Origin of the sequence: Nocardia sp. CA-120079, assembly GCF_050955745.1 — a bacterium.
Taxonomy (GTDB): domain Bacteria; phylum Actinomycetota; class Actinomycetes; order Mycobacteriales; family Mycobacteriaceae; genus Nocardia.
This window is the reverse complement of record NZ_CP192088.1, coordinates 669,347-682,978: the sequence shown is the minus strand read 5'-3', so window position 1 is coordinate 682,978 and position 13,632 is coordinate 669,347. Positions and strand designations below refer to the sequence as shown.

The following is a 13,632-nucleotide window of genomic DNA, read 5'->3' as shown; positions in this document are numbered from 1 at the left end:
CGCTCACGGCCCGACTTCGAAGGACCGCAACCACAGCTCCAACGACAGCACCAGCCACAACTTGCCGCCCTGCCGCGGCAACAGGGCACCGTCGCCGCGCAGCCACGAGCGGATGGTGTCCTCGCGGAACAGGCCGCGCGCACGTGCGGACGAGCCGAGCAGCAGATCGTGTCCGAGCTCGCGCAGTGGTCCGGACAGCCACTGCTGCACCGGGACTCGCATACCGCTCTTCGGGCGGTCCACGATCGTCGCCGGAAGTAGATCGCGCACAGCCTGTTTGAGGATCCACTTTTCGCTGGTACCGGCGAGCTTGTATCGGCCTGGTACGCGGAAGGCGTGGTCGATGACCGCGCGATCGAACAACGGCGCGCGACCCTCCAAACCGCTTGCTGCGGTGAGTCGTTCGACCTTCGTGAGGATGTGGTGCGCGCCCTTGGTGCGCAAGTTGGTGTGCAACAATTGGTTGAGCAGGCCGGTCATCCGGTCCTGGCGCAGATAGGGCGCGATCAGATCGGTCAGCGGTGGCGCGTCTGCCAGCGCGGCCAGGGCATCGGGGGTCAGTAGCACCGGCAGGTCGCTGTAGCACTTGCGGTAGCTGTCCAGATAGGCGAGCGCTCTCGCGTCCGAAGACGGGTCGTCGCGGGACAATTCGAAGATCAGCATCGGCAGATTCTTGGGGCCACCGAAGACCGGATCACCGCCCTCGCCGTTGAGAACCACCCGAATACCCTCTGCGGCAACGGCTTCCGCGAGCATCAGGTTGGGCACGGTGAGTGGATCGCCGACCGGGCAGTCGAGCAGCGATACCGTCTCGGCCAGTCGCGACGCGACCGTTTCACCGGGCACCGTGAGCACCCGATGCTCGGTATTGCAGTGGGTGGCGACGAGTCCGGAGTAGGCGAGTTCGTTCGGGGTGGTCCCGCCGAAGCTGATGGAATACGAGTGCACGCGCTGATCGTGCAGTTTGGCGGCGAGGGCGGTGACCAGACTGCTGTCGATGCCGCCGGAGAGCAGCACCCCGACCGGTTCCCCGGCGGGCAGTCGCCGGGCGACCGCGTCCTCGAGCAGTTCGCGGAGTTCGAGTGCGTGGTCGGCCGCCGCTCGACTGTCCTCGACTTCTATTGGCTCCCAATAGGTTTTCTCGGTCATCGAGCCGTCACGGTGCAGACGCACACAGCGGCCCGGCAGAACCTCGTTGATGCCACGCAGCAGTGTCTCGCGTCCCGGCAGGTAGGCGAAGGTCAGGAAGGAGCGGACCGCGGGTAGATGTAAACCGGTTCGCAGTGCGGGCCACCGGTGCACCGCGCGTAGCGATGTGGATGCGGCCCAGCCATTGTCCGCACGTGCGTAGAAGAGTGTGCGGGTGCCGACGTGATCGCGGATCAACACCAGATCGTCCCCGTCGACGATGGCGAGTGCGAACATGCCGTCGGCGGCGGCGATACCGTCGAGTCCGAAGCGGGCGTAGCAGTGCAGCAGCAGCTCACCGTCGGCGCAGTCCGGCGGCGGCGCGTCCGCACCGAGTCGCGCGCGCAATTGAACCGCGTTGAACAGCGTGACCTCACCGACCGCAGTCAGCACACGGTCCGACGGCCGAGCGGCATCGCCCGGCATCTCGAAAGGGCCCGCCGCGAAGCCTGGGCCATCGAGCAATCCCAATGCATGACAACCGGTCACCGACACCGGGTTGCCGCCGACCGACCGTACCTGACCGGCCGGGTCCTCCGGCGTCGAGAAAGCACACCAACGAGCCATAGTCATCCTCAGCCGAAATCGCCGCCGTCATCTCCGCCGTCATCGTCCCAACCGCCGTAGTCGCCGCCCCCGTCGCTGGAACCGGACGACTGCGCGGCCGCCTGGCGGCGCAACTCCTCCTCTTCCTCGGCACTCATCGCACTCGGCGGCATGACCAGCGCGCCGAGCAGCGCACCGCCCGCCACCGCAGCCAGAATGCCGCCGAGCCGACCACCGAACGAAGACCGATTGACAGTCAGTGCTCCATCACCCCAGAGCGTCCGCCCGAACCCCGCCTCCCGGCCATAAACCACGGATCCGTTGTGGTACGTGCGCTTCACGATCTTCGGCCCGAGCCCCTCATCGGTCCCCGAGTTACCCCGATCATCGCGCCAGGAGACCACTCCCTGTGCACCACGGGTCCGCCACTCCTGACGCCCATCGGCATACCGCCGATGCACCGACCCGTCAGCAAGCAACTCATCGGTATACGTAATCTGCCGATGCTCCGGCACAGCAATTCCCTTTCATGCAGCGGGCCGAGCCCGTATTCCGGGCACAGCACGGCTCGATCCACGCGGCTGCCACACGGCACCGAGCGACCTCATGCGGCGGGCCAGGTCAGAAAGCCCGTGGTCCGGGCGCGGCGCAGCGCGGGCAGGCCGGTGCGGGTCGGGCGAACCTCGCGGACCAGACGGTGCACGGTGCGTAGCAGTGATGCCGGGCGCACCGCTTCGACCTCGACGAACCGGCCGCGCCGCAGCCACGCGCATTCCCACGGGTCCAGCTGCGCGACCTGAGCACGCGGCACCGGGCCGCGAAGGTGGGTCAGGTGCAGTGCGCCTGCTTGCCGCGGACGCAAGCCCAAGGGGACGACTCGCACGCTGTCCGGGATCTCGGTCAGGTCCGCCAACCGTGTCGGGAAGGTGAGGCCGTGCGGGCTCGCGTCGTGCAGGAGATAGATGGTGCCGTCGACTCGGGAGAGCATTTCGGCGATGCCCGGGTCGAGGGGTAGTTCGGATGCGCTGAGTACCGGGCAAGCGGATTCCATCGGTAATCCGTTGGCGCGCAGCATTTGTGCGATTGCGTCCGATTCACAGACGAGCAGCCGCGGGAGGCCGTAGTCGAAGAGGTCGGGCTCGGGGGTGTGGAGTCCGGCGCGGTTGGTTCGGGGTGGGGCGAGTGTCAGTAGCCCCGGCATCTCCAGGCGGTCGAGAGCGGCGCGGAATGTGTGGTAGCTCAGCGGCGCTGGGACCGTGCAGGCGAACCGGCGCGGCGCTCGATGCGTCGGCGTGAGTACGCGGCAGAGCTCGTAATAGAGCTGACGCTCGGTGAATCGGATGCCGCTCGGGGCGGCCGCGCGGGCGGCCGCGATGCGGAGCAGCCGATCGAGCATGTGCTGCTTCACCGGGTCGGCCACGTGAGGAAACCTACCTCGCGGGCGGCGCGGCGATCCGGATCGGACGCATCCTCGATCCGCTCGACCGCCCGTTCCAGCACCATGAGCAGCTTCGCGGGTGGAATCGCGGCGATCGGCGACCACCACCCCTCGCAGAGCCATTCGATCTCCGCGGCCGACAACGGTTCCCCATGTAGGAATTCGGTGTCCTGCGGTTGCGGGCGCGGATCCCGCAAACGCAGCGTCGACGCATTGGCCAATACCGCGCGCGGCGAAAGGCCGACAACCACGGCCCGGCTCCCGAGTGCGACGCGGGCCTTCCCTGCCATCGCAATCCCCGGCATGCTGGCATCGTGCAGCACGATCACCGGCACATCAGGCGGTATCTGATCGATGCGGTCGGACAACGCCATGGACCAGGTCTGCGACACATTGTTGGCGGCAAGGCAGGCGAGCACGCTGCGATCCGGGCACAGCACCGCGAAGCGCGGCCGGGCCAAAGCCGGTGGCCACACCTGCCCCTCGTCGACCGATCCCGGCGGCGGGCCGCCGTAAACCGATATCCACCGACCGACCACATCGCGACGAAAGTTGCTGTACAAGCCCGGCATTCGAACTGTGGCGCGGCTCAGGAACCAGGGCTTTGCCGCGCCGATTCCGACGGTGGCCAGCACCAAAATCAATACGCCGAAGGGGATCACCACCGCCGGCGATGCCACGCGCAGCACCATCAGGAAGATGGCGAGCATCACTATGGCCGACCCGAGTCCGAAGCGCGCCCGCTGGAACGCGCGCAGTGGGTCCGAAACCTTCTTGCGCCCGGCCGCGTACCAGAGTTGCAATGACGTGTACCGCAGCCCACGCCCGTCGCCGAGCCGCTCGGCCAGCTTGCGCAACCGGATGTCGTGCAGCCCGAGCGGACTTTCCTTCGGTTCGAGCGCGAATTCCCGCTTACACGTCGAACAGCGCCGACCGCCGCGCTCCTTGCGCAACAGGTTCGCATTGCAATGCGGACAGATCACAATTCATGATCGCCGATGCCCCCACTATCCGCGACCCCCGAACTCCAATATTCACCTGCCGGTGGCTCGCGCATATCCATTGGGCACCGCACCCACGTCAAAAGCCTGTGCGAGGTGCACATTGCGTACGCGACACCCCCGCGGCACCGCCATTTCGCGGCTGCCCTGTTCCGGATTCACCGCGGCCGGTGGCTCGCGCACATCCGGTGGGCGCCGCACACAAGCTGCGACCTATGCGAGGCGCTCACCAGCTCTGCGACACCGTCGTGCAAAGGCCGCGCACCTGGGTGGTACGCGGCCTTGCGGTCCAGGGGTCAGGCGGAGACGGAGGCCTCACGCTGGAGCTCCAGCGCGATGTCGATCAGCTGGTCTTCCTGTCCACCGACCAACTTGCGCTTACCCGCACGCACCAGCATTTCGGCCGCCGAAACGCCATAGCGCTCGGCCTGACGCTCGGCATGCTTCAGGAAGCTGGAGTACACACCCGCATAGCCCATCATCAGAGACTGGCGGTCCAGCAGGCATTCCTGCGGCATGACGGGCCGCACCACATCTTCGGCCGCATCGGCGATCGCGAAGAAATCGATGCCGGTCTTGATACCGAGCTTGTCGCAGACACCGACGAACGCCTCGACGGGCGTATTGCCCGCACCCGCGCCGAATCGCCGTGCGCTGCCGTCGATTTGCTTCGCACCCGCACGAACCGCATAGATCGAGTTGGCAACCGCCAGATCCAGATTCTCGTGCCCGTGGAAGCCGACCTGGGCGTCGTCACCGAGTTCGGCGACCAGCGCCGCCACTCGGTCCGAAACCTGTTCGAGCACAAGCGCACCCGCGGAGTCCACCACGTAGACGCACTGGCATCCGGCATCGGCCATGATGCGCGCCTGCTTGGCCAGCGCCTCCGGCGGCTGGGTGTGCGACATCATCAGGAAGCCGACGGTTTCCAGTCCCAGCTCCCGCGCGAGACCGAAGTGCTGGATCGATACGTCCGCCTCGGTGCAGTGCGTGGCGATGCGGCAGATCGACGCACCGTTGTCCTGGGAGATCTTGATGTCCTCTTTGACGCCGACGCCGGGCAGCATGAGCACCGCGATCTTGGCCTGCTTCGCCGTCTCCGCGGCAATCTTGACCAGCTCCTGCTCGGGGGTGTGCGAGAAGCCGTAGTTGAACGACGAGCCGCCGAGGCCGTCGCCGTGCGTCACCTCGATGACCGGCACACCGGCGCTGTCCAGCGCGGTCACGATATTGCGCACATCGTCGGCGGTGAACTGATGGCGCTTGTGGTGCGAACCGTCACGCAGTGACGTGTCGGTGACGCGGATGTCGAGTTCTGCGGAATATGCCATGGTTGAGCTCCTTTACACCCGGGCCGACAGAATCTGGGACGCCATGACCTCGCCGACCTGGGTGGCGGCCGCGGTCATGATGTCGAGGTTGCCCGCGTAGGGCGGCAGGAAATCGCCCGCGCCCTCGACCTCTACGAACACCGAAACCTTCGCCATCCCACCGGAAACCACCGAGGGCGGGTCGAATTGCGGCTCGTTCAGCAGTCGGTAACCGGGCACGTACTTCTGGATATCGGCGACCATCCGGTGGATGGAATCCGCGATCGCATCGGTATCGGCATCCTCGGGAATCGCACAGAAAATGGTGTCGCGCATGATCATCGGCGGTTCGGCCGGGTTCAGAATGATGATGGCCTTGCCGCGCTGCGCACCGCCGATGGTCTCCACACCACGCGAGGTGGTCTTGGTGAACTCATCGATATTGGCGCGGGTGCCCGGTCCGGCGGACACCGACGACACCGAGGCGACGATTTCGGCGTAGGCCACCGGCACCACCCGCGATACCGCCGCGACGATCGGAATGGTGGCCTGACCACCGCAGGTGATCATGTTGACGTTCGGCGCGTCGAGATTCGCGCCGACCAGATTCACCGGCGGCACCACGGCGGGCCCGACCGCGGCCGGCGTGAGGTCTATCGCGCGAATTCCGGCCTCGGCGTATTTCGGAGCGGCCGCCCGATGCACATATGCCGAGGTCGCCTCGAATACCAGATCCGGCAGTTCCGACTGCGCGAGCAACCAGTCCACGCCCTCGTGCGAGGTTTCCAGCCCGAGCCCGCGGGCGCGCTTCAAACCCTCGCTGTCCGGGTCGATTCCGATCATCCACTTCGGTTCCACCGTGGTGGAGCGAAGCAGTTTGTACAGCAGATCGGTGCTGATATTGCCGGATCCGACGATCGCGGCGGTGACGGTCCCCGTTTCGGACACGGCAAGCCTCCTATTTGAATTGCAAACGGACAGAACCGAGTCCGGCGAACTCGGCGTGGAACGAATCGCCCACGCGGGCATCGATGGCACGGGTGCAAGAACCGGGCAGCACAATGTCGCCCGCCTTCAACCGCACGCCGAAACTGGCGACCTTGCGCGCCAGCCAGGCCACCGCGATCACCGGATCGCCGAGCACCGCATCGCTGCGCCCCTGCGCGACCACCTCACCATTTCGGGTGAGCACGGCGTCAATGGCCTTGATATCCAGGTCTTTCGGCGCAACCCGTGCCGCACCGAGTACGAAACCGGCCGAGGACGCGTTATCGGAAATGGTGTCGGCCAGCCCGATCTTCCAGTCCTTGATCCGCGAATCGATCAGCTCTATGGACGGCGCGTAGGCGACCGTCGTGGCGAGCACATCGGCCTCGGTGCATTCTTCGCCGGGCAGATCCGCGCCGAGCACGAATCCGACCTCGACCTCGACTCGCGGAATCAGATAGCGCGAGGTCTCGACCGGAACATCCTCGAAGACCTCCATATCCGCGAGCAGATGACCGTAATCGGGTTCGTCCACACCCATCATCTGCTGCATGGCCAGCGACGAAAGTCCGACCTTGTGCCCGACCACCTTCGCCCCGTTGTCGAGTTTGCGCCGGATATTGATCAGCTGGATCTCGTAGGCGTCGACGACATCGATATCGGGATGCCTGGCGATGAGCGGGTCGATGCCGACCCGATCGCGTTCGGCGGCCTCGAGTTCATCGGCCAATTCGATTCGTACCGCGTCGGACAGCACGCTAGTTTCCTTCCACTGTTGTCGCTTCGGGCACCGCTGCCCGCGAAAGCACTTCGGCACCTGCCGCGAATCGGCCCGCACGCCGACCGGAGAAAATGCAGTCGGCCAGGGACAATCCACTGACGTAGGAGTCCGAGCAGATACCGACCGCGGTCCGGCCGGCCGCGTACAGGCCGGGAATATCGGTTCCGGCAGTGGATTTCACCGCACCGGTGTCCTCGTCGACGACGACTCCGCCGAGGGTGAGCATCGGGCACGGATTGACGACGCTCGGTTTGATCCCCACATCCAACAACCAGAACGGCCCGGCCCCCACCGTCTTGGTGAATTCGGCGGGCTTGCCGACCGGATCGGGCGCACCGTTCGCGATCGCGGCATTGTGCTCGGCGACGGTGGCGCGCAACCCGTCCGCATTGATACCGGCCTTCGCCGCAACGGCATCCAGAGTCGCGCCGCGCACGGCATTGCGTCGCATGGCCTCGAACTGTCCGCGCTGGAACCAGGCCGACTGCGTCCGAATCTGTGCGATCGCGGTGCGCATGAGTCCGTCGTCGGCGAGCAGCCAACCCTTACCGCCGTGTTCGGTGATCAGTGCGTGGCCGACCGCGGCACCGTAGCGAGTCTCATCGATGACCCGGCGTCCTTCCGCATCGACCAGCACCGAACCGGTAAATGCACTGGGCGGCAAGATGAATCGCCACGCGGAGATATTGCCCATCCGATCCGTCGCCGCACCGACCTGCTCGGCCATCCGGATTCCGCTGCCGTCGTCACCGCTGGTGCCGAGCGCGAGTCCGCCGCGGTATTGCGGCCCGTACTCGCGCAGCATCTCCCGATTCGCGATGAATCCGCCCGCGCTGAGTACCACACCGCGACGGGCCCGAATCCGAATTCTCGTGCGGTACCTGCGATCGAGCTTCGCGAGCTGACGCTCCATCGCCTTGCGCAGCGGCGGATAGTAAATACCCGGCTTAGCGGCGATTTTCGCCATTCGGGTGTAGCGATCCCGGACCTGCCCGGGGGCGTCGCGCAGTGACTCGCATTCGACGCCGATCACGGTGCCGTTGTCATCGGTGATCAATCGCGTTGCCTGCGTGAGGGTTTCCACCCGAACCCCGCGTCGCGACGCCGAGGCGGCCAGCGGGCCGGTGAGCTTCTTCCCGGACGTGCCCTTGCCCTTGACCCGGTGTCCGCGCTGCGCGGGCGTCGCGACCTCGCGGCCGTAACCGGAAACCTCACTACCGGAGTAGTAGAGGTAGTAGCTGTCATTCGGATACGACGTCTTGTACGGACACAGCGATGCCTCGAACGGCACACCGTGCCCCTTCAGCCATTCGATCAGCTCCGGACTCTCGTCCACGAACCGCCGCAGTGTCTCGGGCGTGACCGCCGTGCCGACCTCACGCTCGAGATAGGCCAGCATCTGCTCCGGCGTATCGCGCACCCCGGCCTCGTGCTGCACCGAGGTGCCACCGCCCGCGTAGATGATGCCGCCCGACAACGCCGACGCCCCGCCACCGGCGAAACGTTCCAGCACCAGCACCTGTGCACCCGCCTCGGTCGCTTCCAACGCGGCCGCGGCCCCGGCCGCGCCGTAGCCGACGACGACGACGTCGGCGGTCAGGTCCCATTCGCCGCTAGCGACTGCTTGCAGGTCGCTCGAAACAACACCGCCCATGTACATCACTCCGGTCAGAAACTGAAACAAGTTTTCTCGACGAATGGAACGTCGAGCGCGTCTTCTGCCACTCAACATAGACCAAATGCGGTCCCATTCTATAACGTGTTCTACATGACTGATCCGGTTGATGATCCGCACAGCTACGATGTGGTGGTGGTCGGCAGCGGTGCTGCCGGAATGACCGCCGCCCTCGCAGCTGCCCACCACGGGCTCAGCGCGGTGATCATTGAGAAAGCCGCGCACTACGGCGGGTCGACCGCACGCTCCGGCGGTGGCGTGTGGATCCCAGGCAACAAGGCACTGAAGGCCTCCGGACGTCCCGATGATCGCGAGGACGCCCGCACCTACCTGCACAGCATCATCGGCGACGTGGTGCCCAAGGACCGGATCGACACCTACATCGACCGCGGTGCGGAGGCCTTCGACTTCGTCCTCGACCACACCCCGCTGAAGATGAAGTGGGTGCCCGGCTACTCCGACTACTACCCGGAGGCCCCGGGCGGCCTGGGCCAGGGCCGCTCGTGCGAGCCCGCGCCGTTCAACGCCAAGATCCTCGGTGACGAGCGGTTCAACCTCGAGCCGCCGTATGCCAAGGCCCCACTCAATGTCGTCGTCATGCAGGCCGACTTCGTCCGGCTCAACCTGATCCGTCGCCATCCCAAGGGCATCATGCGGGCCATGCGGGTCGGCGCCCGCACCTACTTCGCCAAGTGGACCGGCAAGCACATCCTCGGCATGGGGCAGGCGATCATCGCCGCCATGCGCAAAGGACTCATCGACGCGAATGTGCCGCTGCTGCTGAACACCGCGCTGACCAAACTTGTCGTGGAGAACGGCGTGGTCACCGGCGTCGAGGCCGAGCACAACGGCGAGACCGTGCGGTTCACCGCCAAATACGGTGTGGTACTCGGCAGCGGCGGATTCGAGCACAACGCCGAAATGCGCACCAAGTACCAGCGCCAGCCCATCACCACCGAGTGGACCACGGGCGCGGCCGCCAATACCGGCGACGGCATCAATGCGGGCATGGAAGCCGGCGGCGCGGTCGACTTCATGGAGGATTCCTGGTGGGGGCCGACCATCTTCAAGGGCGGAAAGCCGTGGTTCGCGCTGGCCGAGCGGAATCTGCCCGGCACCATCATGGTCAACGCCGACGGTAAGCGATTCGGAAATGAGTCCGCTCCTTACGTCGAGGCTGTGCACACCATGTACGGCGGCGAATACGGGCAGGGTGAGGGTCCGGGCGAGAACATCCCCGCATGGCTGGTGTTCGACCAGCGCTACCGGAACCGCTACATCTTCGCCGGACTGCAGCCTGGTCAGCGGTTTCCGTCCCGCTGGATGGAAAACGACCTGATTGTCAAGGCCGACAGCCTCGCGGAGTTGGCCACCGAGATCGGCGTGCCCGCCGAGAATCTGACCTCGACCGTCGAGCGGTTCAACAAATTCGCCGAGACCGGTGAGGACGAGGATTTCGGTCGCGGCAACAGCCACTACGACCGGTACTACGGCGATCCGACCGTGAAGCCGAACCCATGCCTGGCCGGGCTCGTGCAGGGTCCGTTCTACGCGGCCAAGATCGTGCCGGGCGACCTCGGCACCAAGGGCGGGCTGGTCGCCGACACCGCCGGGCGGGTCCTGCGCGAGGACGGCACGGTGATCGAGGGCCTGTACGCCTCCGGCAATAGCGCGACCCCCGTGATGGGTCACACGTACGCCGGCCCCGGCGCGACCATCGGCCCCGCGATCACTTTCGGCTACCTGGCGGTATTGGATATCGCCGAGCGCAAGAAGCAGCAGTCGGCCGAGGCCGTCGCCGAGGCGTAGGCGGCCGTGGCGTCTCACGGAGCGGACGCCACCTTGCCCGCCGCGGCCCGGCCGCCGCACGATCGATCCGAGGCAATTGCCACATGGGGCCTCGGATCGCTGGGATACGCCCAGGACAGGTCGCCTGCATGGCGCGGGCGATCTGTCCACAAGCATTCACAAGGAGAACTCGATGCCCATCGACCCGAAAATCGCGCTCGGCGCGGAACTTCCGAGCGGGGAGTTCACTTGGACGCCATCCGAAGTGCAGCTGTACCACCTGGGCCTCGGGGCTGGCGCACGCTGGACGGATCCCGCCGAACTGCGCTACGTCGACGACCGCGACCCGCAGGTGCTGCCGACCTTCGCGACCGTGGCACCTACCTTCCACGAGACCGAGCCACCGAAGGTGCAGTTCCCCGGCATCGATATCGATCTGGCGAACGTCGTGCACGGCCACCAGGAGATCGAAGTGCACCGCCCGATTCCGGCCGCGGGCAAGGCGACGATCACCAGGCGCATCACCGAACTCTGGGACAAAGGCTCCGCCGCCGTCGTGGTGCAAGAGCATACGATCACCGGTTCCGACGGCGCACCGCTGTGGACCGCACGCTCATCCATCTTCGCCAAGGGTGAGGGCGGCTTCGGCGGCGAACGCGGCCCCAGCACCAAGGCCGAACTCCCCGACCGCGCCCCGGATTTCGACGTCACCACCGCGACCCTCCCCCAGCAGGCCCTGCTCTACCGCATGTGCGGCGACCGCAACCCCCTGCATTCCGATCCCGAATTCGCCCGCGCCGCAGGCTTCCCCGCCCCGATCCTGCACGGACTGTGCACCTACGGCATCGTCTGCAAAACCGCCACCGACACCGTGCTCGATTCGGACGCGAGCCGCGTCACCGGCTTCCGCGCCCGCTTCGCCGGCGTCCTCTACCCAGGCGAAACCATCCGCACCCGAATCTGGCGCACCGACGCCGAACTCATCATCAGCGCCACCGTCGCCGACCGCGCCGACGCCCCCGTCCTCGCCGACGTAATCCTGCGCTTCACCTGAGCACTGGACGTCTGATCACGATGTACTAGTGGAGGCAAACGCCGAGAGCACACCTCCACCAGTACATTTTCGGGACAAAAGGGAGGCCTGGGCGTCAACTGGGCGCGGTCGCGGTCTCGTCGTTGCGTGCCCGTTTGATTGCGACGCCCTGAATGACCAAGGCGTACAGCAGGATCACCAGGATCGGGGCGGCGATCGGGACCCAGGCCAAGCGCAACGGGAGCAGCGCCGCGCCGACAGCAACAGTGGCGAATGCCACCGCGCCGGTGACGGACGGAACCGTGGTCGGGACGACGCCGACCGGCGCGGACACCGTCGCGGTATTCAGCAGATAAGTCGTAGCCACCAAACCCGCTGCGGCGGCGGCCAATACACCCGTATCAGCCACGGCGAGCACCCCGATCGCGAGGAGCACCGCGCCGACCGCGGGCAGCCGGAACCACCAGCCCGCCACCACCAGCGCCGCCGCCGGAATACCGGCCCATGGCGTCATCAAGGTCACCGAGGTCACCAGCAGGACCCCGGACAGAATGGCGAGGAATCGAATCATCGGCGCACCCTTACGGTTCGGCGATGGTCCGGGATCAGTCGCATGACCTGATCCAGCCGGGCGTCTTCGGTCCAGGCCACGATATCGACGCCGACGGTTCCCATATCCCGATACATCGAGGCGCGCTCCAGATTCCACATCCGCGCCAGCGTCGGATCGAGATGTTCGTGAAAAGGTGTGCCGCGCAGGACATCCACGACCACCACCACATGTCCACGCTTGCGCAGATCGATCAGCGCGAGCGCGAACTGGGTGTCCAGCAGTGTGGTGAAAGCGACGATGATCGCGCCGAGTGGCACGGCCGCATGCGGGGCCAAGGTGCCCGTGGTCGGAATGTGCTCATCGCCGACATCGAGCACGGTATCCACGATCCGATAGAACTGCCGCCGCCCGATATCCGGGCGCAGCCAGCGCGGGGACTGGCCGAGGCAGACCACCGCGGTGCGATCACCGGCCTGCAGCGTCGATTGCACCACCTGCGCCGCACCGCGCACCGACAGCTCGAGCGAATCGGTGGCCGGGCCCGGAGCCTGCTGCGAAGTATCCACCAGCACAACCACATCCGCGGATCGGTTGGTCAGCCGCTCGGTGACATATAGTCGCCCGCGCCGCGCACTCACCGGCCAGTTCACGATGCGGAGCTGATCGCCGGGCGCGTACGCGCGGATATCGGCGTACTCCACACCGGGACCGTGCTTGCGGGTCAGGTGAGTGCCGAGCCGTTCGGGAAGTTCGGTGCGCGGCAACTTCATCCGCTGTGGGTCGGTGATCGGGTAGACGAACAGTTGCCCCGCGGGCAGCACCGCGGAGGCCACGGACAGTCCCGCCGGGCTCAGCGCGGTTACCCGCACCGACAGCGGATAGCGACCCCAGCGGTCCGCCGTCAGAGCCAACCGCAGCCCGGCGGGCGCCGTCCCGGAATCGATCGCCTCCTCGATGTCGATCCCGAGTCCCGCGAACTTCTCCGGTTTCAACCGAAGCAAGGCGTGACCCGATTCTACGAAGGCGCCGATCGGCGTCACGATCTCCTCGGTCTCGAAACACCGCAGCGTGCCGCCGCCATCCACCTGGATCCGAGTCCTGGACTGCTGCCACGGCGCGGTGGCCAGCACACCGAGCAGCGGAGCCGCGAAGACAACCAGTTGCCAGCGACCGAGCACCACCGCGAGTAGCAGCGCCACCGCCGCGCTCACCGCCAGCATGAATACCAACGGCGCTGGACGCCAGCGCAATTCGGCCTCGACGGCGGCAGTCATATCCCGATGCCGCGCCCCGCCCGCCATCGGCTCGTCCCTGGTCGGCGGTCGCGCCGCC

At 66.4% G+C, this 13,632-nt stretch carries 12 protein-coding genes; 2 read left to right on the top strand and 10 right to left on the bottom strand.

Going from position 1 to position 13,632, the window contains the following annotated elements:
• Nucleotides 1–3: 3 nt before the first annotated feature.
• From ACQPYR_RS03200 to ACQPYR_RS03165, 8 genes are all read right to left on the bottom strand, one after another.
• The gene (locus ACQPYR_RS03200; protein WP_433627385.1) at nucleotides 4–1,755 is read right to left on the bottom strand and encodes an asparagine synthetase B family protein; all 1,752 of its coding nucleotides are present in this window, start codon (nucleotides 1,753–1,755) and stop codon (nucleotides 4–6) included.
• An 8-nt stretch (nucleotides 1,756–1,763) separates the two neighbouring features.
• Nucleotides 1,764–2,249 (bottom strand): hypothetical protein, encoded by a 486-nt coding sequence (locus ACQPYR_RS03195; RefSeq protein WP_433627382.1) that lies wholly within the window; start codon nucleotides 2,247–2,249, stop codon nucleotides 1,764–1,766.
• A gap of 89 nt (nucleotides 2,250–2,338) precedes the next feature.
• Complete coding sequence (locus tag ACQPYR_RS03190) at nucleotides 2,339–3,154, bottom strand: hypothetical protein (RefSeq protein ID WP_433627380.1); 816 nt, start codon at nucleotides 3,152–3,154, stop codon at nucleotides 2,339–2,341.
• Nucleotides 3,139–4,125: a hypothetical protein gene (locus ACQPYR_RS03185; protein WP_433627377.1), complete on the bottom strand. Its 987-nt coding sequence runs from the start codon at nucleotides 4,123–4,125 to the stop codon at nucleotides 3,139–3,141. Before ACQPYR_RS03185 ends, ACQPYR_RS03190 begins: the two co-directional genes overlap by 16 nt.
• 344 nt (nucleotides 4,126–4,469) lie before the next feature.
• Nucleotides 4,470–5,504, bottom strand: coding sequence for a 4-hydroxy-2-oxovalerate aldolase (gene dmpG, locus ACQPYR_RS03180; protein WP_433627375.1), 1,035 nt, complete (start codon nucleotides 5,502–5,504; stop codon nucleotides 4,470–4,472).
• A 12-nt stretch (nucleotides 5,505–5,516) separates the two neighbouring features.
• Nucleotides 5,517–6,431 carry an acetaldehyde dehydrogenase (acetylating) gene (locus ACQPYR_RS03175; RefSeq protein WP_433627372.1) on the bottom strand — a complete coding sequence of 305 codons (915 nt, stop codon included), beginning with the start codon at nucleotides 6,429–6,431 and terminating at the stop codon, nucleotides 5,517–5,519.
• A gap of 10 nt (nucleotides 6,432–6,441) precedes the next feature.
• On the bottom strand, nucleotides 6,442–7,227 hold the full coding sequence (locus ACQPYR_RS03170) for a 2-keto-4-pentenoate hydratase (protein WP_433627369.1): 786 nt from the start codon (nucleotides 7,225–7,227) through the stop codon (nucleotides 6,442–6,444).
• Between the two features lies 1 nt (nucleotide 7,228).
• Nucleotides 7,229–8,905: an FAD-binding protein gene (locus ACQPYR_RS03165; RefSeq protein ID WP_433627366.1), complete on the bottom strand. Its 1,677-nt coding sequence runs from the start codon at nucleotides 8,903–8,905 to the stop codon at nucleotides 7,229–7,231.
• A 105-nt stretch (nucleotides 8,906–9,010) separates the two neighbouring features.
• On the opposite strand from ACQPYR_RS03165, the gene kstD reads away from it, so the two are divergent.
• Together kstD and ACQPYR_RS03155 are read left to right on the top strand one after the other, a co-directional pair.
• On the top strand, nucleotides 9,011–10,735 hold the full coding sequence (gene kstD, locus ACQPYR_RS03160; protein ID WP_433627363.1) for a 3-oxosteroid 1-dehydrogenase: 1,725 nt from the start codon (nucleotides 9,011–9,013) through the stop codon (nucleotides 10,733–10,735).
• Nucleotides 10,736–10,907: 172 nt separating this feature from the next.
• A complete protein-coding gene (locus tag ACQPYR_RS03155) occupies nucleotides 10,908–11,768 on the top strand; it encodes a MaoC/PaaZ C-terminal domain-containing protein (protein ID WP_433627360.1) in 861 nt (286 codons plus the stop codon).
• Between the two features lie 94 nt (nucleotides 11,769–11,862).
• Here the strand turns inward: ACQPYR_RS03155 and ACQPYR_RS03150 are convergent, their stop codons facing one another.
• Together ACQPYR_RS03150 and ACQPYR_RS03145 are read right to left on the bottom strand one after the other, a co-directional pair.
• Nucleotides 11,863–12,318 (bottom strand): hypothetical protein, encoded by a 456-nt coding sequence (locus tag ACQPYR_RS03150; protein WP_433627357.1) that lies wholly within the window; start codon nucleotides 12,316–12,318, stop codon nucleotides 11,863–11,865.
• Complete coding sequence (locus ACQPYR_RS03145; protein ID WP_433634998.1) at nucleotides 12,315–13,574, bottom strand: DUF58 domain-containing protein; 1,260 nt, start codon at nucleotides 13,572–13,574, stop codon at nucleotides 12,315–12,317. Before ACQPYR_RS03145 ends, ACQPYR_RS03150 begins: the two co-directional genes overlap by 4 nt.
• Nucleotides 13,575–13,632: the final 58 nt, after the last annotated feature.

Excerpts from the sequence above, each read along its gene's own strand:
- ACQPYR_RS03200 (WP_433627385.1), bottom strand. The coding sequence starts at position 1,755 with ATGGCTCGTTGGTGTGCTTTCTCGACGCCGGAGGACCCGGCCGGTCAG.
- dmpG (WP_433627375.1), bottom strand. The coding sequence starts at position 5,504 with ATGGCATATTCCGCAGAACTCGACATCCGCGTCACCGACACGTCACTG.
- ACQPYR_RS03165 (WP_433627366.1), bottom strand. The coding sequence starts at position 8,905 with ATGGGCGGTGTTGTTTCGAGCGACCTGCAAGCAGTCGCTAGCGGCGAA.
- ACQPYR_RS03155 (WP_433627360.1), top strand. The coding sequence starts at position 10,908 with ATGCCCATCGACCCGAAAATCGCGCTCGGCGCGGAACTTCCGAGCGGG.
- ACQPYR_RS03150 (WP_433627357.1), bottom strand. The coding sequence starts at position 12,318 with ATGATTCGATTCCTCGCCATTCTGTCCGGGGTCCTGCTGGTGACCTCG.
- ACQPYR_RS03145 (WP_433634998.1), bottom strand. The coding sequence starts at position 13,574 with ATGACTGCCGCCGTCGAGGCCGAATTGCGCTGGCGTCCAGCGCCGTTG.